General features: G+C 63.8%; 24 protein-coding genes. 9 read left to right on the forward strand and 15 right to left on the reverse strand.

The window, feature by feature from the left end:
* Window positions 1-24: 24 nt before the first annotated feature.
* The 7 genes from hisI to J7302_RS06105 are packed head-to-tail and all read left to right on the forward strand — an operon-like array spanning window position 25 to window position 3,443.
* Window positions 25-426: a phosphoribosyl-AMP cyclohydrolase gene (gene hisI / locus J7302_RS06075; RefSeq protein WP_215371806.1), complete on the forward strand. Its 402-nt coding sequence runs from the start codon at window positions 25-27 to the stop codon at window positions 424-426.
* Window positions 419-754: a phosphoribosyl-ATP diphosphatase gene (locus tag J7302_RS06080; protein WP_215371807.1), complete on the forward strand. Its 336-nt coding sequence runs from the start codon at window positions 419-421 to the stop codon at window positions 752-754. The genes hisI and J7302_RS06080 overlap by 8 nt, the downstream gene beginning before the upstream one ends.
* Before the next feature lie 22 nt (window positions 755-776).
* Window positions 777-1,037: a twin-arginine translocase TatA/TatE family subunit gene (locus tag J7302_RS06085; protein ID WP_215371810.1), complete on the forward strand. Its 261-nt coding sequence runs from the start codon at window positions 777-779 to the stop codon at window positions 1,035-1,037.
* Window positions 1,038-1,043: 6 nt separating this feature from the next.
* Window positions 1,044-1,475 carry a Sec-independent protein translocase protein TatB gene (tatB, locus tag J7302_RS06090; protein WP_215371813.1) on the forward strand — a complete coding sequence of 144 codons (432 nt, stop codon included), beginning with the start codon at window positions 1,044-1,046 and terminating at the stop codon, window positions 1,473-1,475.
* Window positions 1,472-2,266: a twin-arginine translocase subunit TatC gene (tatC, locus tag J7302_RS06095; RefSeq protein WP_215371816.1), complete on the forward strand. Its 795-nt coding sequence runs from the start codon at window positions 1,472-1,474 to the stop codon at window positions 2,264-2,266. Before tatB ends, tatC begins: the two co-directional genes overlap by 4 nt.
* Window positions 2,263-2,970, forward strand: coding sequence for a 16S rRNA (uracil(1498)-N(3))-methyltransferase (locus J7302_RS06100; protein WP_215371819.1), 708 nt, complete (start codon window positions 2,263-2,265; stop codon window positions 2,968-2,970). Before tatC ends, J7302_RS06100 begins: the two co-directional genes overlap by 4 nt.
* Before the next feature lie 50 nt (window positions 2,971-3,020).
* Entirely contained in the window at window positions 3,021-3,443 is a 423-nt protein-coding gene (locus J7302_RS06105; RefSeq protein WP_215371824.1) for a UPF0158 family protein, read from the forward strand.
* A 181-nt stretch (window positions 3,444-3,624) separates the two neighbouring features.
* Here the strand turns inward: J7302_RS06105 and J7302_RS06110 are convergent, their stop codons facing one another.
* From J7302_RS06110 to pip, 5 genes are all read right to left on the reverse strand, one after another.
* Entirely contained in the window at window positions 3,625-4,359 is a 735-nt protein-coding gene (locus J7302_RS06110) for an amino acid ABC transporter ATP-binding protein (protein ID WP_215371827.1), read from the reverse strand.
* Window positions 4,352-5,314: an amino acid ABC transporter permease gene (locus tag J7302_RS06115; protein ID WP_215371830.1), complete on the reverse strand. Its 963-nt coding sequence runs from the start codon at window positions 5,312-5,314 to the stop codon at window positions 4,352-4,354. The genes J7302_RS06110 and J7302_RS06115 overlap by 8 nt, the downstream gene beginning before the upstream one ends.
* Window positions 5,315-5,418: 104 nt before the next feature.
* Window positions 5,419-6,210 carry a transporter substrate-binding domain-containing protein gene (locus tag J7302_RS06120; protein WP_215371834.1) on the reverse strand — a complete coding sequence of 264 codons (792 nt, stop codon included), beginning with the start codon at window positions 6,208-6,210 and terminating at the stop codon, window positions 5,419-5,421.
* Between the two features lie 122 nt (window positions 6,211-6,332).
* Window positions 6,333-6,770 (reverse strand): D-aminoacyl-tRNA deacylase, encoded by a 438-nt coding sequence (gene dtd / locus J7302_RS06125; protein WP_215371838.1) that lies wholly within the window; start codon window positions 6,768-6,770, stop codon window positions 6,333-6,335.
* On the reverse strand, window positions 6,770-7,744 hold the full coding sequence (pip, locus tag J7302_RS06130) for a prolyl aminopeptidase (RefSeq protein ID WP_215371841.1): 975 nt from the start codon (window positions 7,742-7,744) through the stop codon (window positions 6,770-6,772). The genes dtd and pip overlap by 1 nt, the downstream gene beginning before the upstream one ends.
* A gap of 122 nt (window positions 7,745-7,866) precedes the next feature.
* Between pip and J7302_RS06135 the strand changes: the two genes are divergently transcribed.
* Entirely contained in the window at window positions 7,867-8,340 is a 474-nt protein-coding gene (locus J7302_RS06135; RefSeq protein WP_215371844.1) for an NUDIX domain-containing protein, read from the forward strand.
* A gap of 36 nt (window positions 8,341-8,376) precedes the next feature.
* On the opposite strand, the gene hutG is transcribed toward J7302_RS06135, so the two are convergent.
* The 6 genes from hutG to hutC form a co-directional block, all read right to left on the reverse strand.
* A complete protein-coding gene (hutG, locus tag J7302_RS06140) occupies window positions 8,377-9,180 on the reverse strand; it encodes an N-formylglutamate deformylase (protein ID WP_215371847.1) in 804 nt (267 codons plus the stop codon).
* A 61-nt stretch (window positions 9,181-9,241) separates the two neighbouring features.
* The gene (locus J7302_RS06145) at window positions 9,242-10,108 is read right to left on the reverse strand and encodes a quaternary amine ABC transporter ATP-binding protein (RefSeq protein WP_215371851.1); all 867 of its coding nucleotides are present in this window, start codon (window positions 10,106-10,108) and stop codon (window positions 9,242-9,244) included.
* Entirely contained in the window at window positions 10,105-10,956 is an 852-nt protein-coding gene (locus tag J7302_RS06150) for an ABC transporter permease (protein WP_215371854.1), read from the reverse strand. The genes J7302_RS06145 and J7302_RS06150 overlap by 4 nt, the downstream gene beginning before the upstream one ends.
* 140 nt (window positions 10,957-11,096) lie before the next feature.
* The gene (locus J7302_RS06155) at window positions 11,097-12,098 is read right to left on the reverse strand and encodes an ABC transporter substrate-binding protein (protein WP_215371856.1); all 1,002 of its coding nucleotides are present in this window, start codon (window positions 12,096-12,098) and stop codon (window positions 11,097-11,099) included.
* Between the two features lie 368 nt (window positions 12,099-12,466).
* Complete coding sequence (locus tag J7302_RS06160) at window positions 12,467-13,054, reverse strand: HutD/Ves family protein (RefSeq protein WP_215371858.1); 588 nt, start codon at window positions 13,052-13,054, stop codon at window positions 12,467-12,469.
* Complete coding sequence (gene hutC, locus J7302_RS06165) at window positions 13,051-13,761, reverse strand: histidine utilization repressor (RefSeq protein ID WP_251701929.1); 711 nt, start codon at window positions 13,759-13,761, stop codon at window positions 13,051-13,053. Before hutC ends, J7302_RS06160 begins: the two co-directional genes overlap by 4 nt.
* A 225-nt stretch (window positions 13,762-13,986) precedes the next feature.
* Between hutC and J7302_RS06170 the strand changes: the two genes are divergently transcribed.
* The gene (locus tag J7302_RS06170; RefSeq protein ID WP_215371863.1) at window positions 13,987-15,351 is read left to right on the forward strand and encodes a formimidoylglutamate deiminase; all 1,365 of its coding nucleotides are present in this window, start codon (window positions 13,987-13,989) and stop codon (window positions 15,349-15,351) included.
* 144 nt (window positions 15,352-15,495) lie between these two features.
* On the opposite strand, the gene J7302_RS06175 is transcribed toward J7302_RS06170, so the two are convergent.
* From J7302_RS06175 to J7302_RS06190, 4 genes are all read right to left on the reverse strand, one after another.
* Window positions 15,496-16,065: a lipocalin family protein gene (locus tag J7302_RS06175; protein WP_215371865.1), complete on the reverse strand. Its 570-nt coding sequence runs from the start codon at window positions 16,063-16,065 to the stop codon at window positions 15,496-15,498.
* Window positions 16,062-16,316 (reverse strand): outer membrane protein assembly factor BamE domain-containing protein, encoded by a 255-nt coding sequence (gene bamE, locus J7302_RS06180; RefSeq protein WP_215371867.1) that lies wholly within the window; start codon window positions 16,314-16,316, stop codon window positions 16,062-16,064. The genes J7302_RS06175 and bamE overlap by 4 nt, the downstream gene beginning before the upstream one ends.
* A 66-nt stretch (window positions 16,317-16,382) precedes the next feature.
* Window positions 16,383-16,985: a DUF924 family protein gene (locus J7302_RS06185; RefSeq protein ID WP_215372467.1), complete on the reverse strand. Its 603-nt coding sequence runs from the start codon at window positions 16,983-16,985 to the stop codon at window positions 16,383-16,385.
* Window positions 16,986-17,996: a class 1 fructose-bisphosphatase gene (locus J7302_RS06190; protein WP_215371869.1), complete on the reverse strand. Its 1,011-nt coding sequence runs from the start codon at window positions 17,994-17,996 to the stop codon at window positions 16,986-16,988.
* Window positions 17,997-18,116 lie beyond the last annotated feature (120 nt).

The raw sequence follows: 18,116 nt of genomic DNA on the forward strand, positions 1-18,116 counted from the left end.
GCGGCCCAGGTTGTGGAAGACCAAATGAACGACTGGCTGGAAGAGATTCACTGGAGTGCAGAAGGCCTGGTGCCGGCGATCGCCCAGGACCACAAGACAGGTCGCGTGCTGATGATGGCCTGGATGAACCGCGAGTCCCTCGCCCTCACCGTCGCCGAGCAGCGCGCCATCTACTGGTCACGCTCGCGTGGCAAACTGTGGCGCAAGGGCGAGGAGTCCGGGCATGTTCAAAAGCTCCATGAGCTGCGCCTGGACTGCGACGCCGACGTGATCATCCTGCAGGTCGAACAACTCGGCGGCATCGCCTGCCATACTGGCCGGGAAAGCTGCTTCTACCGCGTATTCGAGAACGGCGGCTGGAAGACCGTCGACCCTGTACTCAAGGACCCGCATGCCATCTACACCGCAGGACACAGCCATGAGTGACACCCTCAGCCGCCTGGCCGAGGTTCTGGAAGCGCGCAAGAATGCCGCGCCCGACAGTTCCTACGTTGCCAGCCTGTACCACAAGGGCCTGAACAAGATCCTGGAGAAGGTCGGCGAGGAAGCGGTGGAAACCATCCTGGCCGCCAAGGATGCCGCCACCAGTGGCGACAGCAGCGACCTGATCTACGAAACCGCCGACCTCTGGTTCCATAGCCTGATCATGCTCGCCGCCCTCGGCCAGCATCCCCAGGCCGTACTGGACGAACTGGACCGTCGCTTCGGCCTGTCCGGGCACGCCGAGAAGGCCGCCCGTCAGCCCTCCGCCTGACAACAATCAAGAGGAACGCACCATGGGTATCTTCGACTGGAAACACTGGCTAGTCATTCTCATCGTCGTCGTGCTGGTCTTCGGCACCAAGCGCCTGAAGAGCCTTGGCTCCGACGTCGGCGAGGCCATCAAGGGCTTTCGCAAAGCCATGAACACCGAGGAGGGCGGCGACAAGGCTCCCGAGCAGCCCGCCGCCCAACAGCCCGGCGCCAACCTGAACCAGCCGCACACCATCGACGGCCAGGCGCAGAAAGTGCAGGACCCGGTCACCCGCAAGGACTGATGACACATGTTCGGTATCAGCTTCGGTGAACTGCTACTGATCGGCCTGATCGCACTGCTGGTGCTCGGCCCCGAGCGGCTGCCCGGCGCTGCGCGCACGGCCGGCCTGTGGATCGGCCGCCTCAAGCGCAGCTTCAACACGATCAAGCAGGAGGTCGAGCGCGAGATCGGCGCCGACGAGATCCGCCGTCAGCTGCATAACGAACACATCATGTCGCTGGAGCGGCAGATCAAGGAAAGCATCGTGCCCCCCGCTGCCGATGCTGCTACGCCTGACAGCGCCCTGGCGCCCCAGGCCAGCGCCACGACTGCCCCGCCCGCCGCCAGCGCTGCCCAGCCTGCGCCGGAGCCGGTTCCGGCAGCCGCCGTGCAAGCCACCGACACGCCCACGACACCCCAGCCGCCCCTCGAACCGCAGCAGCCGTCCCGCATCCCATGAGCGACCAGAAGCCGGAACAAGACCAGGAAATGCCCCTGGTCTCGCACCTCACCGAACTGCGCACGCGCCTGCTGCGCTGCGTGGCGGCCATCTTCCTGATCTTTGCCGGCCTGTTCTACTTCGCCCAGAAGATCTACACCCTGGTCTCGGCGCCCCTGCGCCAGTACCTGCCGGAAGGCGCGACGATGATCGCCACCGACGTGGCGTCGCCCTTCCTCACGCCCTTCAAGCTGACCATGGTCGTGGCCCTGTTCCTCGCCATGCCGGTGATCCTGCACCAGGTCTGGGGCTTCATCGCGCCGGGCCTGTACAAGCATGAGAAACGCATCGCCCTGCCACTGCTGGTGTCGAGCATCGTGCTGTTCTACGGCGGCATGGCCTTCGCCTACTTCCTGGTGTTCCCGCTGATCTTCCACTTCTTTGCCAGCGTGACCCCGGAAGGCGTGTCGATGATGACCGACATCAGCAGCTACCTCGACTTCGTCATGACGCTGTTCTTCGCCTTCGGCGTGGCCTTCGAGATTCCAGTGGCGGTGGTGTTGCTGATCTGGATCGGCGTGGTGAACGTCGAATACCTCAAGCGCATCCGCCCGTACGTGATCATCGGCTGCTTCGTCGTCGGCATGGTGCTGACGCCACCGGACATCTTCTCCCAGACCCTGCTGGCCGTGCCCATGTGGCTGCTTTACGAGGTCGGGTTGTTCTGCGGCAGCCTGATCCGCAAGCGCGGCGACCACCCCGAAGATGGTGCCGAAGACTCCGGCGACCAGCCCCCCGCGACCCGCCCGTGAACCTGCTGCTTCTGGAGGACGCCGACTTCATTTCGGCGGATCGCGCGCGGCTTGAGGGCCGTCGGCTCAAACACCTGCATGAGGTGCACCGGGCCGAAGAAGGCGACAGCCTGCGGGTCGGCCAAGTCGGTGGCCAGATGGGCCAGGGGCGCCTGTTGCGCCTGGAGGCGGACTGCGCCGAACTCGAAGTCAGCTTCGACCAGCCTCCGCCGGGCAAGCTGCCCATTACCCTGCTGCTAGCCCTGCCGCGCCCGAAGATGCTCCGTCGCGTGCTGCAGACCGTCGCCGCCATGGGCGTGCCGCGCCTGGTGCTGCTGAACAGCTACCGGGTGGAAAAGAGTTTCTGGCAGACGCCCTTCCTCGAAGCGGCGAGTATCCGCGAGCAACTGATCCTCGGCCTGGAACAGGCCCGCGATACCGTGCTGCCCGAGGTGACCATCGAAAAGCGCTTCAAGCCCTTCGTCGAGGACCGCCTGCCGCAGCTGGCCCAGGATACCCTTGGCCTGGTCGGCCACCCCGGCAACTACCCGGCCTGCCCACGCGCAGTGGAACGCCCCATCACCCTGGCCATTGGCCCGGAAGGTGGCTGGATTCCCTACGAGGTCGAAAAGCTGCGGGAAGCGGGCCTGGAACCCGTCCAGCTTGGCGAGCGCATCCTGCGCGTAGAAACGGCCGTCACGGCCTTGCTTGCACGGTTGTTCTGAGACGCGGCGCTGGCGTAGGCTGAAGCCATTCCCTCGCTCTTGAGAAGCCTATGCGCCCGCTGACCATCGACCTCGACGAACTGGCCTTCGCCCTCAATACCGAAGGCCTCGACCATTACCTCGACCTGCTGAGCGGCAAAGTCCTGCTGATCCCCGAGGAGGATGCCGATCCGGAATTGGAAACCCTGCTGCGCGAAGAGCCGGAGCGCTTCCTGCTGGTGGAGCCGCTGGGCCAGGGCGAAGAACTGCGGCTGATGCAGGAATTCCTCCTCGAGGTGGTCCATCCCCATGCCTACGCCGCCCTGGAGCAGGCCTTGGCAGGCCGCAAGCCAGCGCGCACCTTCCGCCACGTGTTGATGGAGTATCCCGTGCTGCTGGAGGCCTGGCACGCCTTCGAAGCCAACAGGTTGCGCGAACTGGCGCAGGACTGGCTGGAAGAGAACCAATTGCAGCCCGCGACTCCGCTGCACTGATGCTGAGGTGCACGCGTGTAGGGGAGAACTCATTTTCCGAGCAGGACCCTGCACGTGGAGGCCGCGCGAACCTCAGCATCCCTCACCCCGGCCCTCTCCCAGTGGGAGAGCGAGCCAACCGTGCACGCCTGTGGGTGCGAGTTCATTCGCAAAGGGCCGCGTAGCGGCCCCTCACTCGCCGTCAGAGCACCTGCCGCAGGAAGCTCTGCGCGCGCGGGTCTTGGGGCTGGGCGAAGAATTGCGCGGGCGGCGCGTCTTCCAGCAGCTTGCCGTGGTCGAAGAACAGCACGCGGTCGGCCACTTCACGGGCGAAGCCCATTTCGTGGGTGACGCAGACCATGGTCATGCCTTCTACGGCCAGCGCCTTCATCACGTCGAGCACCTCGCCGACCATTTCCGGGTCCAACGCCGAGGTGGGCTCGTCGAACAGCATCACCTTCGGTTCCATGCACAGGGCTCGGGCGATGGCCACGCGCTGCTGCTGGCCGCCAGAGAGGCGCGAGGGGTACTCGTTGGCCTTCTGCGCAATGCCGACCTTGGCCAGCAGCGCGCGGGCCTTGTCCTCACGCTCGGCCTTGCCGCGCTTGCGCACCACCTTCTGGGCCAGGCAGAGGTTTTCCAGCACGGTCATGTGCGGGAACAGGTTGAAGTGCTGGAACACCATGCCCACCTCACGGCGGTAGGCGTTCACGTCGGTCTTCGGGTCGGCCAGGTCGACGCCGTCGATGCTCACCGAGCCGGAATCCAGCTCCTCCAGGCCGTTCAGGCAGCGCAGGAAGGTGGACTTGCCGGAGCCGGACGGCCCGATCACCACCACCACTTCACCGCGCTTGACGGTGGTGCTGACGTTATCCACAGCGCGTACTTCATGGCCACGGGCATCGAAAACTTTCACCAGGTTGCGGACTTCAATCACTTTTACCGAGCCTCCGCTCCAGACGGCTGGCGATTTGCGACAGCGGCAGGTTGATGACGAGGTAGAGCGCGGCGACGCAGAACCAGATCTCGAAGGTCGAGAAGGAGGTGGTGATCGCCTCGCGACCGCTTTTGGTCAGTTCGGTAATGGCGATCACCGAGACCAGCGAGGTGTCCTTGACCAGGCTGATGAACTGCCCGGCCAGCGGCGGCAGCACGCGCTTGAACGCCTGCGGCAGGATCACATGGCGCATGGACTGCCCGGCGGTGAGACCCAGGGACCGTGCGGCCTCGTTCTGCCCACGGGCGATGGACTGCACGCCGGCGCGGACGATCTCACCGACGTAGGCGCCGGTGAACAGTGCCAGCGCCGCCACCCCGGCGAACTCGCGGGACAGGTTCAGCACCGTGCCGATGAAGAAGTAGAAAATGAAGATCTGCACCAGCAGCGGTGTCCCGCGCACCAATTCGACATAGACGGTGGACAGGTCACGCAGGGTGGGATTATTGGAGAGCCGGCAGAGGCCGGTGAACAGACCGATGGCCAGGCCGAAAGCCCCCGACACGACCGATATCCACAGGGTGGTCCAGAGGCCCCAGAGCAGCGGGCCGGCTGTCCAATGGCGGGTGACACCCACCACATCGCCCTCGGAAATGTCGTCACCTCGGGTCACCTGCACGCTGTCGCGAGCGACTCTCAGCACCTGCTCCTCGCCGCCCTCGGCGGTGAGCGTCACCTGCGCTGTGTCGCCGTCCTCGGCGACCTCCGTTACCGTGCCGTATTCAGCGGCGCGCTGCGCCACTTCGGCCTGGTAAGCGAAATATTGAGGGACTCGGTTCCAGCGCCACTCATAGGAGATCAACGAAGTGGAGTACCAGAGGCTGTAGGCCATGACCACCAGGATCACTCCGGTCAGGACATGCCAAGGCCAGTTACGACGATGTTTTCTAGTCACGGTGAATCTCGCTCATGGCGATGCCATAAAAGACAAAGGCAGGCCCGGCCTCGTGAGCCGGGACCTGCCAGTTGCAGCTTGCAGCCTGGAAACTGCCGCTGCGTTTATTCCATTTCCTTCAGCCAGTCGGTCTTCTTGAACCACTTGGCATGGATGCGATCGTAGGTACCGTCCTGCTTGATCTGGTGCAGGTAGTTGTTGATCCAGTTGAGGCTGTCGTAGTCACCCTTCTTCAGGCCGAAGGCCAGGGGCTCGTAGGTGAAGGGCTCTTCGAGGAACACCAGCTTGCCGGCGCCGGCCTTGTTCACCGCCACCACGTTGTAGGGCGCGTCGTAGATGAAGGCGTCCGCCTTGCCGTTGACCACGTCCATCACCGCTTCCTGCTCGTTGTCGAAGCCGTGGTACTGGGCCTTGGCGATCAGTTTCTTGGCGACCATTTCGCCGGTGGTGCCAATCTTCGAGGTGATGCGGTACTGGGCGTCGTTGAGGTCCTTGTAGGACTTGATCTTGCCTTGCAGCTCCTTGCGGATCAGCAGGGTCTGGCCGACCACGATGAAGGGCTCGGAGAAGTTGATGCGCAGGTTGCGCTCCTGGGTCAGGGTCATGCCGGAGCCGATCATGTCGAACTTGTCGGTCAGCAGCGCCGGAATGATGCCGTCGTAGCTGGTGGACACCAGCTCCAGCTTCACGCCCATCGACTTGGCCATGGCCTTCAGCAGGTCGACTTCGAAACCGATGATCTCACCGCGCTTGTTGGTCATCTCGAAGGGCATGTAGGTGGGGTCCATGCCGACCCGCAAAGTGCCGCGCTTGACCGCATCGTCGACGACGCCGGCGTGGGCCAAGCCGGTCAGGGCACAAGCGGAAAACAGCAGGGACGCGAGAAACTTTTTCATTCTTTCTCCTAATTTGGCAGCTCGTTGTTCTTGTGGCGGCCCACGGCTGGCGGGGCATGGCGCGCATGCTAACCGCCCCGTGAGTGGATGGCGAGTCGAGAACGTGCAGGTGCTGCGTCAGGTCAAACTTGCAGGAGGAAGGTCACTGGCCCGTCGTTGACCAGGTGCACCTGCATGTTGGCGCCGAAGCGCCCGGAGGCCACCTGTGGGTGCTTGAGCCGTGCCTGTTGCAACAGATAGTCGAACAGCACCTCGCCCTGCTCCGGCGGCGCGGCGCTGGAGAAGCTCGGTCGCAGGCCGCTGCTGGTATCCGCGGCCAGAGTGAACTGGGAAACAAGCAGCAGGCCTCCGCCTACAGCGCCGACGGACAGGTTCATCTTGCCCTCGGCATCACTGAACACCCGGTAGTTGAGCAGTTTGTGCAGCAGCTTGTCGGCGCTGGCCTGGGTGTCCTGCGGTTCGACGCCGACCAGCACCAACAAGCCCTGATCGATGGAGCCGACGATCTCGCCGTCCACCTCGACTCGCGCACCACTGACCCGTTGCAGCAGCGCCTTCATCAGGCGTCCTCCTCCGGTGGCAGCTTCAGGAGACGGCAAGCGATCTGGTTCGCCGCACGCACCAGGGCATCGGTGATGCCCGCTTCGGAAGCGGCGTGGCCGGCATCGCGGACGATCTGCAGCTCGCTGTTCGGCCATACTTTGTGCAGGGCCCAGGCGTTGTCCAGCGGGCAAATGGAGTCATAGCGGCCGTGCACGATCACGCCCGGCAAGTGGGCGATCTTGTGCATGTCGCGCAATAACTGGTTGGGCTCGAGGAAGGCGTTGTTGACGAAGTAGTGGCACTCGATGCGTGCAATGGACAGGGCGCGCATCGGTTCGCTGAAACGGTCCACCACCTGGGCGCTGGGGCGCAAGGTGGCGGTGCGGCCTTCCCAGGTGGACCAGGCCTTGGCGGCATGCATCTGGGCGATCTGGTCCGGGCCGGTGAGGCGCTTGTGAAATGCGTGCATCAGGTCGCCGTGCTCCTCCTCCGGGATCGGTGCCAGGTAGTCCTCCCAGTAGTCGGGGAACAACCGGCTGCAGCCTTCCTGGTAGAACCAGCGAAAGTCCTCCGGGCGACACAGGAAGATGCCCCGCAGGATCAGCGCCAGAACCCGATCCGGATGAGTCTGCGCGTAGGCCAGCGACAAGGTGGATCCCCAGGAGCCGCCGAACAGCACCCACTTGTCGATCCCCAGGTGCTGGCGAATGCGCTCGAGGTCCGCCACCAGGTCCCAGGTCGTGTTCTTCTCCAGGCTGGCATGGGGTATCGAGCGCCCACAACCACGCTGGTCGAAGGTGACGATGCGGTAACGATTGGGATCGAAGAAACGACGACTCAGGGCATCGCAGCCGGCACCCGGACCGCCGTGGATGAACACCACTGGCAATCCATCCGGCGAGCCGCTTTCATCCACATAGAGTACGTGCGGTTCGTCTACTGCCAGTTCGTGGCGGGCGTAGGGTTTGATCTCCGGATACAGCGTCTGCATGGTGGGCTCCCGAAATATGCACGCACGGCCGCCTTAGGCGTATGCTCGCGCTCCTGTCGGAAATCATAACGGGGAAATTTGAGCATGTCGGCAAGGATGTTCGCATCACGGCAGGTCAGGCAATGAGCGCCCCGCTGCAGCACCGTATCCGCGCTGCCGGGCTGCTGGTCGAGCAGGGACGCATCCTGCTGGTCAAGCACGTAGTCGGCGATGACACCTACTGGATTCCGCCGGGTGGTGGCTTCGAGTCGCAAAGCGACGAGTCGACCCGCGACACGGTCCGTCGCGAGTTCCGTGAGGAAACCGGGCTCGTGGTGGAAGTCGGCCCGCTGGTCTACGTTCGCGAATTCGCCGAGCCGGCGATGGGCCGCTTCCACATGGAACTGTTCTACCGCATCGATGCCTGGCGCGGTGAACTCAGCCTGGCCAACCTCACGGGCCTGGGCGGTGACGAGTTTGAGATACGCGAGCTGGCCTGGGTCAGCCAGGCGGAACTGGCATCCCTGCCCTTCTACCCCGCCGAATTGCTGGAGGATGTCTGGGAGCGGCTGGCGCAGCCTGAGGTCGTCATCCGTCATCTCGGCTTACAACGCTGAGCGTTGAACCCGGACTTCAGTCCGGGACTCCCCCACTCAACGCCCATACCGCTCCCGCCCCCAGTCGAGCATCGCCAATAGCATCTGGCGCAGCACGGTCTGGGTCGGCACGGCGAGATCCTCGCGATAATCGAACGGCACTTGCTCGTCCATGTAAGTGCACTGCGCCAACTCCAACTGGACGGCGTGGATGTCCTGCGCCGGCTGGCCGTAGTGGCGGGTGATGTAGCCGCCCTTGAAGCGGCCGTTGAGCACGTGGCTGTAATCCTGCGCGGCAACACAAACAGTCATCAGTTTCTCGCCAAGACTCAGGTCGCAGCTCAGGCCTTCGTTCGTACCCAGGTTGAAATCCGGCAGGCGTCCGTCGAACAGGCGCGGGATGAAGGAGCGGATCGAGTGGGCGTCGAACAGCAGCGCGTAGCCGAACTCAGCCTTTATTCGCGCCAGCTCGTCGGCAAGCGCCTGGTGATAGGGAGTCCAGATTTCTGCCAGGTAGCGCGCACGCTCGGCGGCGCTCGGCTCCTCCCCTTCACGAAACAGCGCCGAACCGTCGAACAGCGTCGCCGGATACAGGCCTGTGGAGGCCGTGGCATAGAGCGGTGAGTCATCCGGCGGGCGATTGAGGTCAATGACGTAACGCGAATACTGCGCCGCCAGGGTGCTGGCCCCAAGGTCGAGAGCGAAGTCGTAGAGGCGCGGAATATGCCAGTCGGTGTCCGTCAAGTCCCAGCCCGCCTCCACCAGGCCCGCCTCGACGGCCGGTGTGAGGACGGTTCCGGGATGCGGCATGCTGATCAGCAGCGGCACGTGCCCACGGTTGAAGCTCAGTACGTTATCCACAGTCGCTCTCCTGTCCGAGTCGAGTCATTCGCAACAGCCGTTGGGCCCGGGTTGTTCCATCTCATGCCTCCCGACCAGTCGTTGCTGGAGCCGTGTTCTGAAGTGTGGCCCGACGGCGCCGAACGAAGCGTTCGACATACTCGTCGGCCGGCTGTTCGAGAATCTCGTCGGGCCGACCGACCTGGACCAGCCGGCCATCGCGAAGGATGGCGATGCGCTGCCCGATCAGCAGCGCTTCGTCGAGGTCGTGGGTGATGAAGACGATGGTCTTGCGTAGTCCCTGGTGCAGGGCCAGCAGTTGTTCCTGCATGTCCGCGCGAATCAGCGGATCCAGGGCGCTGAAGGCCTCATCCATTAGCAGGATGTCGGTATCGGTCGCCAGCGCGCGGGCCAGGCCGACGCGTTGGCGCATGCCGCCGGAAAGCTGCTGCGGGCGGGCCTGGTCATAACCCTCCAGGCCGACACGGCCGAGCCAGTCGCGGGCACACTCCAGGCGCCGTGTGCGCGGCTCACCCCGCACTTCCAAGCCATAGGCGATGTTGTCCAGCACGCTTCGATGGGGCAGCAGGCCAAAGCTCTGGAAAACCATGCTTACACGGTGCTGGCGATAATGCCGCAAGGCCTCCCGATCGTAGCCGAGAATGTCCTCACCATCGACGAATATGCTGCCGCTGCTGGGTTCGATCAGGCGATTGAGATGACGGACCAACGTTGATTTACCGGAGCCTGAAAGTCCCATGACGACGAAGCGCTCACCGGCGCCAATCGACAGCGACAAGTCCTGGACCCCAACCACGCATCCCGTGGCCTCCAGCACCTCCGTCTTGCTGTGTCCCTGGTCCAGCAGCGCCAATGCTGCTTCTGGGCGCTCGCCGAAGACCTTGCTCACACCTTGCAGGACGATCTTGTCGGGGGACTGGTCTGTCATGGATCGACTACCCGTTCCGGCCGGCCATAGGCCTGGGTGATGCGATCGATCGCCACAGCGAGGATGACGATGGCCAGGCCGGCCTCCAGCCCCTTGCCGACATTGAGTGTCTGGATGCCCACGAGCACTTCTTCACCCAGGCCACGGGCGCCGATCATCGAGGCGACCACCACCATCGACAGGGCCATCATGATCGTCTGGTTGAGCCCAGCCATGATGCTCGGCAGGGCCAGCGGCAGCTGCACACCGAACAGTTGCTGCCAGCGGCTGGCACCGAAGGCATTGGCCGCCTCCATCACCTCGCGGTCGACCTGGCGGATCCCCAGGTCGGTGAGCCGGATCAGCGGCGGCACAGCGTAGATCACGGTGGCAAAGATCGCCGGCACCTTGCCAAGACCAAACAGCATCAGCACCGGAATCAGATACACGAAGCTCGGCAGGGTCTGCATCACATCCAGCAGCGGTAACAGCATGGTCCGCACGCGATCGCTACGCCCCGCCAGCACGCCCAGGGGAATGCCGATCACCACGGCGATCGCCGTCGCCACCAGCATCAGCGCCAAGGTCTGCATCAGCTTGTCCCACAGCCCCATGACGCCGACCAGGAACAGCAGACCAACGATCAGCAATGCTGGCAGGACACGACGTGTGGCGTGCCAGGCCAAGGCGGCGACCACCAGCAGCACCAGCCACCAAGGCGTGGCCCGGAGCAGCCCCTCGAGCTGGACGACGGCCCAGAGCAGGCTATCGGAAAAACGCCGAAAGGCCATGCCATGCTGGGTCACCAGGGCATCCACCCAGGCATTGACCCAATGGGCGATGGAGAAGGTGAGGCGTTCGGGGAACATGCGCAGTGGCTCCGCTGGTTAGGTGCACCTCCTGCCACCCGGCCAGCAGATGGCGTCATGCCACCTCCGGCAAAACGGAGGTGGCAATGTTTCAAAGGATAGGCCCTGGTGACGACACCGGGCCTAGGGGAATAGACCACTCAGCGCAGCGAGGCATCGATGCGCTGGGCAACCGGCTCCGGCACCCAGCGTGACCAGATGTCCCGATGCTCACGGTAGAAGGTCTCGCTCACGATCCGGGCCTCGCTGCGTTGCTCGGCCATTTCCGCGAGGATGCGGTTGAACAGCGACAAGGGAATCTCCATCTTGCCGAAAGCTTCGACCAACTGCGGCGCACGCTCGCGCAGATCGCGTGAAACGCCGATGGAAATCTTCGCCGGCAGCGATCGGCTGCCTATCGGCTTCGGGTTGTTCGGGTCAATCAGCGTCTCCCAGGCCTTCTGGTCGAAGGGCGGTTCCTCCAACTGAACCAGGGGATAGCGCCCCATCAGCGGCGTGGGTGACCAGTAGTAGAAGAGGATCGGCTGGCGTTGGCGGATCGCCGAGGTGATGGCCGCGTCCAGGGCCGGGCCAGTACCGGTGCGGAAGTTCACGTAGCTGTCTTCGAGACCGTAGGCCTTGAGCTTCTGGCTGTTGACGCCTTCGCAGGTCCAGCCGGTGGGACAGTTGTAGAAACGCCCCTTGTCGTCTTCCTCCGGGTCACGAAACAGCGTCTTGAAGCGTGGCAGGTCGCTGACCGAACGCAGCCCCGCCGCTGGCGCACCCTCGCCTTTCACCAGATATTCCGGCACCCACCAACCTTCAGTCGCCCCCTTGACCGGCTCGCCAACGGCAAAAACCTCCCCTGCCGCCTCGGCTTTGCGCCACAACTCGCTACGCCCGGCCCACTGTTCGGCAATCACCTGCACATCGTTCTGCCGCAAGGCATTCTCCATGGCCAGGGTGTTGCCGGGCAGCACGTCGGTCTTGCAGCCATAACCCCGCTCCAGCAGGTAACGCAGAACTTCGGTGGTGAACATGCCGCTTTCCCAGTTGAGCCCCGCCAGGATCACGGGCTGTGGATAGGGACATTCGTCCGCTTGTGCGGCAAGTGGGAGGACAAGGCTGACAAGCAGAGCGGCAAGAGCGCTTCGACAGGGCATGCGTGGCTCCGAAGGGCGTGGCGGGCGATAAATGAGTTGTAGACCGCCCACCGCGATCCTGCCTGGCTCGCCGTTGGCCAGGCTCTTGTGCGTGCGAATTCATTCGCAAAGGGACGCGAAGCGCCCCTTGGGCATTCCGGCAGGCCTGCGGTCTGTTTGGTGAATGAATTGGCTATGTCGGCGTTAGCTGTTGCTAGCCATCAACGGTCGGCCTGAGAGCCCTTTAGGAGCGAGGGGGACGCCGAGTTCTTGCTCGCGAAATGAGCCCGTTCGCCAGCAAGCTGGCTCCTACAAGGGAGCCAGCCAGTGACAACACTTAACTGGGACAGAGCCAGTTCATTCGCCCCACAGAAAGCAGCCAGCCCCTGCTAGCGCGGTGTCAGCTCGATCAGGCAACAGGACGCGGAATTTGCACGCAGTCGCAATTCAGCGAGATGGCCGGAGGTCTCGATATGCAGGCAATCATGCCGGCCCAGTTCGCCGCAGTTGGCACCCTCCAGCTCTGCTGCAAGCCCACCCTCGGCACAGAACACCAGCATGGTGCTGGCACTGCTGAACAGCCCAACCTCGCCCTTCACGGTCAGCCACTGCAACCGCGCGTGGTAGCGCTCCGGGGCGTAGATCAGATTGAAGTCGCGAATCGGGCCATCGATCAATTCGCACTGCACTGCGCTGGCCCCGTCGAAGGCAAAGGCATCCAGCACGGTCAGGTCACGGGACTGCTGCCCGTCAACCGTCAGCCGCATGCCCTTGCCTTCCAGTACGGTGATCACTCGCTGGTAGCCGTCGAACGCCGAGAACCCGCCCGACTCGCCAACATCGGCGATGGACAAGCGCCAACCAAAGCCGTCCAGGCCGGAACCGGTGTCTCGGGTTATTTCCTGAGTCGAACCAGCACCGTTCTTCCACGGCATGGAGGGGTAGTCGGCGGCGTGCAGCAAGCGAGTAGCGGTCATGAACCAAAACGTCCTTCTAGGCGATAACGGGTACCGGGGTAGAGCAGGCGTGCGCTGGTCACCGTGTTGCGGCCGGACCAGGTGCGCCGACGAATCAATAGGCAGGGCTGGCCGCGCTCGATATGCAGTAGCTTGCACTCCTCGGCATCGGCCAGAATGGCCTCCACCACGTGCTCGCCCTCGGTGATCGGCGCCACCTGCGACAGGTAGACGTACGGGGTCTGCTGGGTGAAGTCCTGTTTCAGATAGTCCGGGGCCACGGCGGCATTGACGAAGCGGTCTTCGATCTGCACCGGCACCTCGTTCTCGAAATGCACGATGCGCGAATGGAACACCCGCTGCCCTTCCCGCACGCCTAATGCCAGCGCATGCTCCGGGCCCGCCTTCTCCTCGGTCAGGCTGACCACCTCACAGCTATGGCGGTGACCGCGTTGGGCAATTTCCTCGGCGATGTTGTGCACTTCGAACAGCGCTGCCTGGCCTTTGGGCTCGGCGACGAAGGTTCCAACACCCTGCATGCGCACCAGCAGGCCCTCGGCGGTCAGCTCACGCAGGGCGCGGTTGATGGTCATGCGGCTGAAGCCCAGCTCATTGACCAGTTCGCTTTCCGAGGGCACGCGGTAGTGGGGCGGCCAGGTGCCGCTCTGGATTTGCTGGCTGATCATCTGCTTTACGCGGGCATAGAGCGGCGCGGGGGTTTCCCCCATGCGGGCGGCCAGCGAAGTGGGCGCATTCGGCGAACTGGGCACGGATATCTCCTGGTCGGAAGGGGCAAGGCTCGGAAATCAGGCGCTGCTCGGAACATCGAGCCCGCCCCCGGCATGTACCGGATTCGACAACTCCAGACAAGTGTGCGACTAACGTGAGTTTACGCCAGCCACAAACGTCTGTATATGTATATACAAATAACAACCCCGCCAGGGTCACCCTCCATGTCTGCATTCTTCGCTGAACGCGCCCTGCTGCCTCAAGGCTGGGCCCGCAACGTCCGCTTCGCGGTTTCCCCTGCCGGCCTGCTCGAAAAGATCGAGACAGACGCCTCCGCCGAGGCTGCCGAGCGCCTGCAAGGCCCGGTGCTTGCCGGCATGCCCAACCTCCACTCCCATGCCTTCCAGCGCGCCATGGCGGGCCTGGCCGAAGTGGCTGGAAACCCCAATGACAGCTTCTGGACCTGGCGCGACCTGATGTATCGGTTGGTCGGTCGCTTGTCGCCCGAACAGGTCGAGGTCATCGCCCGGCAGCTCTACATAGAGATGCTCAAGGCCGGCTACACCAGCGTCGCCGAGTTCCACTACGTGCACCATGATGTCGACGGTCGCCATTACACCGACCCAGCCGAATTGTCGCTGCGTGTCAGCCAGGCCGCGACCGACGCAGGCATCGGACTGACCTTGCTGCCGGTGCTCTACAGCCATGCAGGCTTCGGCGGTCAGGCACCGAACGACGGCCAACGCCGCTTTATCCACAGCACCGACAGCTACCTGGCGCTGCAGGAACGCCTGCGCGGTGAACTGCAGCGACGAGCCAACCAGCGACTCGGCCTGTGCTTCCATTCCCTGCGCGCGGTGACCCCGGAGCAGATCGCCAGCGTACTGGCCGCCGACAAGGGCGATTGCCCGATCCACATCCACATCGCCGAGCAACAGAAGGAAGTCGATGACTGCCTGGCCTGGAGCGGCCTGCGCCCCCTGCAGTGGCTGTACGAGCATGCCCCGGTGGACGAGCGCTGGTGCCTGGTGCATGCAACCCATGCGCAGGCAAGCGAAGTCGCCGCCATGGCCGGCAGCGGCGCAATCGCAGGCCTGTGCCTGACCACGGAAGCCAATCTGGGCGATGGCATCTTCCCGGCGGTGGACTTCCTCGCTCAGGGTGGCCGCCTCGGCATCGGCTCCGACAGCCATGTCTCCGTGAGCGTGGTCGAGGAATTGCGCTGGCTGGAGTACGGCCAGCGCCTGCGCGACCAGCGTCGCAACCGTCTCTACCGGACCGACCAGCCACAGGTCGGCCGCACCCTTTTCGATGCAGCCCTCGCCGGTGGCGCCCAGGCCCTGGGACAACCGGTTGGTGCACTTGAGGTCGGCAAGCGTGCGGACTGGCTGGTGCTGGACGGCAATGACCCTTATCTCGCCACTGCCGAAGGCGACGCACTGCTCAACCGCTGGCTGTTCGCCGGCGGCGACCGTCAGGTCCGCGATGTGATGGTGGCCGGTCAATGGGTGGTGCGCGATGGCCGCCATCCGGCAGAAGAGCAAACCGCGCGGGCCTTTGCGGAGGTCTTGCGAGCGGTGTTGGGCTAGAGCTCCGAGACCTGGGTCAACATCCCCACACCCCTCTCCCTGAAGAGGAGAGGGGTGAGACACGACTGACGTACTCCAGCCCGCCGGCCGGCTCAGCGCGAAGCTGAGTGAAGCAACACTCCCCGCACGGACCAACTCCCCTCGTCAGGGAGAGGGGACGGACGAGAAGGCGCTGTCCGGGGTACGCCAGATCAACAGGTCAGTGTCGTAGCCCTGCCCCTGAGCCACCTCCAACAGCTGCTCACGGGTCTTCTGGGACACCACCGGAGTGCGCGAAAGCAGCCAGAGGTATTCCCGATTCGGATTTCCAACAAGGGCCGTGCGATAGCCGTCATCCAGGTAGAGCACCCAGTAGTTGCCCTTGGCGATGCCCGGGAAGAGTCGTGTGATCCAGTTGTCGAAGCGCACCCACAGCTTGTCAGTGCGCCCCTCGACCTGAGGTATGGCACGGCCATTGACTTGGATCCAGTCCCCCCCGGTGGTACGACAGCGGTTGAGAACCCCCACACTGCCATCATCCTGCAGACTGTAATGTGCCTCGGACTGCACGCACTTGCGCTGGAAGTACATCGGCAGGCGGGCCAGTTCGTACCAGGTACCCTGATAGCGCTGCAGGTCCACCATCCCCACAGTGCGGGGAGGCACCGGACCTTCTCCGCTGCTGGCACAGCCCGCCAGCAGCAAGGCTGCGAGCAAGGTGGTCAAGGGTCTCATTTGAGTCCTTTGCCGGAGAAAATCAGCACCTTGTCGCCGGCATACTGCACGCTGATGAAAGTGTTCTGGTCGCCCCAGGTACAGCTGCTGAAGCCCACGGCTCCGGCGCACTCTGTGGGGCTGCCGAGCAGCATCTCGACCTCGGCCTTGGTCATCCCGGTCTTGAGCTTGGAGTAATTCTCCTGGTTGAGCTTGTTGCAGGCCGCCAGCGCCAGGCAGCAAGTGAGCAGGGCAACGGTTCGCAGCGACATGTAGGGCTCCTGGGCGAGTAGACGCGACAAGCTTGGCACAGCCGTCGCGCGGTTGCCCATTTGAGCTCAGAAGCGTGAGCCGGGTTCCTGCAGGAACGCGATTTCTTCTGCGGTTGAAGGACGCCCAAGAATAGCGTTGCGGTGGGGGTAGCGGCCAAAGCGAGCGATCACTTGCCGGTGCCGCTCGGCAAAGTCGACGAAGCCTTCGAACAGCCTGCGCTCGGACTCATCAGCCCGCGCGAGCAAGTGGTCGAAGCGATACATGGCGCTCTCCTGACTGGCCAGGTCTTCGGCGTGCTCCAGCACCAGGAGGATGAATACTTGCTGGATCGGTGCCAGCTGCTGCTCACGACCACGCGCCAGGCCATCGGCCACCAACAACTGGGCACGGGCATCGCCGGCGAAGGCTCGCGGGGTGTCACGGAAGATCATGCGCGGCAGCTGGTCCAGCAGCAGCAGCACCGCCAGCCAGCCCTCCGGCTCTTCGAGCCAGCCACCTAGCCCACCCTCCAGTGCCGCTTCGACCAGGCTGCCGAAGCGCTGGCGGGCTTCATTGTCCTGGCTGTCCTGCTTACCGAACCACAAGCCCTGGCGGGCCGCTGCCGTCGCATTGGCGCTGGCCGGAGGGCCAAACCACCAGTCGATCAACGGCTGCCAGGGCTGCATGATTTACTCCTGGTGGTAACCGGTAACGCGCTCTACTTCTTCCTTGGAGCCAAGGAACACCGGCACGCGCTGGTGCAGCGAGCTTGGTTGGATATCGAGAATGCGCTGACGACCATCGGTGGATGCGCCGCCAGCCTGCTCAATGATGAAGGACATCGGGTTGGCTTCGTACATCAGGCGCAGCTTGCCGGGCTTCTCCGGCTCGCGGGCGTCCCACGGGTACATGAACAGGCCACCACGGGTGAGAATGCGGTGTACATCGGCCACCATGGAGGCGATCCAGCGCATGTTGTAGTTCTTGCCCAACGGGCCTTCCTTGCCAGCCAGCAGCTCGCTCACATAGCGCTGTACCGGGGCTTCCCAGTGGCGCTGGTTGGACATGTTGATGGCGAACTCTGCGGTGTTTTCCGGCACGCGGATGTTGTCGTGGGTGAGCACAAAGCTGCCCAGTTCACGGTCCAGGGTGAAGCCCTTCACGCCGTCGCCCAGGGTCAGCATCAGCATGGTCTGCGGGCCGTAGATCGCATAGCCAGCCGCAACCTGCTTGGTGCCCGGCTGCAGGAAGGCCTGCTCGTTGAGGCTGTCGTTCTGGCTCAGGTATTGGTCGGGGCAGCGCAGCACCGAGAAGATGGTACCCACCGATACGTTGACGTCGATGTTGGAGGAGCCATCCAGCGGGTCGAACACCAGCAGGTAGGCACCTTTCGGGTACTTGCCGGGAATCTGGTAGGCGTCGTCCATTTCCTCGGAGGCCATGCCGGCCAGGTGGCCGCCCCACTCGTTCGCTTCCAGCAGGATTTCGTTGGACATCACGTCCAGCTTCTTCTGCACTTCGCCCTGCACGTTCTCGGTGCCCATGCTGCCAAGCACGCCACCCAGGGCGCCCTTGGACACCGCGTGGCTGATTTCCTTGCACGCACGCGCGACAACCTCGATGAGGAAGCGCAGATCGGCAGGGGTGTTGTGGCTTCGGGTCTGCTCGATCAGGTAGCGACTGAGGGTAACGCGGGACATGGAAAACTCCGGAGGGTTAAAAATGCGCGCATTTTAGCGCGACTCGGGTTGCAATGCCTCACACCGAGATGGAAGGCGCGAAGTTCGGTTGAATCATGGGCGAACGCCGTGGGACGCCCG

The sequence above is a fragment of the Metapseudomonas boanensis genome, from assembly GCF_018704125.1.
In the GTDB taxonomy this organism is placed as follows: Bacteria; Pseudomonadota; Gammaproteobacteria; order Pseudomonadales; family Pseudomonadaceae; genus Metapseudomonas; species Metapseudomonas boanensis.

What these genes read in the sequence shown, in the direction of transcription:
- hisI (WP_215371806.1), top strand. Translation starts at nt 25, where the DNA reads ATGAACGACTGGCTGGAAGAGATTCACTGGAGTGCAGAAGGCCTGGTG.
- J7302_RS06080 (WP_215371807.1), top strand. Translation starts at nt 419, where the DNA reads ATGAGTGACACCCTCAGCCGCCTGGCCGAGGTTCTGGAAGCGCGCAAG.
- J7302_RS06085 (WP_215371810.1), top strand. Translation starts at nt 777, where the DNA reads ATGGGTATCTTCGACTGGAAACACTGGCTAGTCATTCTCATCGTCGTC.
- tatB (WP_215371813.1), top strand. Translation starts at nt 1,044, where the DNA reads ATGTTCGGTATCAGCTTCGGTGAACTGCTACTGATCGGCCTGATCGCA.
- tatC (WP_215371816.1), top strand. Translation starts at nt 1,472, where the DNA reads ATGAGCGACCAGAAGCCGGAACAAGACCAGGAAATGCCCCTGGTCTCG.
- J7302_RS06105 (WP_215371824.1), top strand. Translation starts at nt 3,021, where the DNA reads ATGCGCCCGCTGACCATCGACCTCGACGAACTGGCCTTCGCCCTCAAT.
- J7302_RS06120 (WP_215371834.1), bottom strand. Translation starts at nt 6,210, where the DNA reads ATGAAAAAGTTTCTCGCGTCCCTGCTGTTTTCCGCTTGTGCCCTGACC.
- dtd (WP_215371838.1), bottom strand. Translation starts at nt 6,770, where the DNA reads ATGAAGGCGCTGCTGCAACGGGTCAGTGGTGCGCGAGTCGAGGTGGAC.
- pip (WP_215371841.1), bottom strand. Translation starts at nt 7,744, where the DNA reads ATGCAGACGCTGTATCCGGAGATCAAACCCTACGCCCGCCACGAACTG.
- J7302_RS06135 (WP_215371844.1), top strand. Translation starts at nt 7,867, where the DNA reads ATGAGCGCCCCGCTGCAGCACCGTATCCGCGCTGCCGGGCTGCTGGTC.
- J7302_RS06145 (WP_215371851.1), bottom strand. Translation starts at nt 10,108, where the DNA reads ATGACAGACCAGTCCCCCGACAAGATCGTCCTGCAAGGTGTGAGCAAG.
- J7302_RS06150 (WP_215371854.1), bottom strand. Translation starts at nt 10,956, where the DNA reads ATGTTCCCCGAACGCCTCACCTTCTCCATCGCCCATTGGGTCAATGCC.
- J7302_RS06155 (WP_215371856.1), bottom strand. Translation starts at nt 12,098, where the DNA reads ATGCCCTGTCGAAGCGCTCTTGCCGCTCTGCTTGTCAGCCTTGTCCTC.
- J7302_RS06160 (WP_215371858.1), bottom strand. Translation starts at nt 13,054, where the DNA reads ATGACCGCTACTCGCTTGCTGCACGCCGCCGACTACCCCTCCATGCCG.
- hutC (WP_251701929.1), bottom strand. Translation starts at nt 13,761, where the DNA reads ATGGGGGAAACCCCCGCGCCGCTCTATGCCCGCGTAAAGCAGATGATC.
- J7302_RS06170 (WP_215371863.1), top strand. Translation starts at nt 13,987, where the DNA reads ATGTCTGCATTCTTCGCTGAACGCGCCCTGCTGCCTCAAGGCTGGGCC.
- J7302_RS06175 (WP_215371865.1), bottom strand. Translation starts at nt 16,065, where the DNA reads ATGAGACCCTTGACCACCTTGCTCGCAGCCTTGCTGCTGGCGGGCTGT.
- bamE (WP_215371867.1), bottom strand. Translation starts at nt 16,316, where the DNA reads ATGTCGCTGCGAACCGTTGCCCTGCTCACTTGCTGCCTGGCGCTGGCG.
- J7302_RS06190 (WP_215371869.1), bottom strand. Translation starts at nt 17,996, where the DNA reads ATGTCCCGCGTTACCCTCAGTCGCTACCTGATCGAGCAGACCCGAAGC.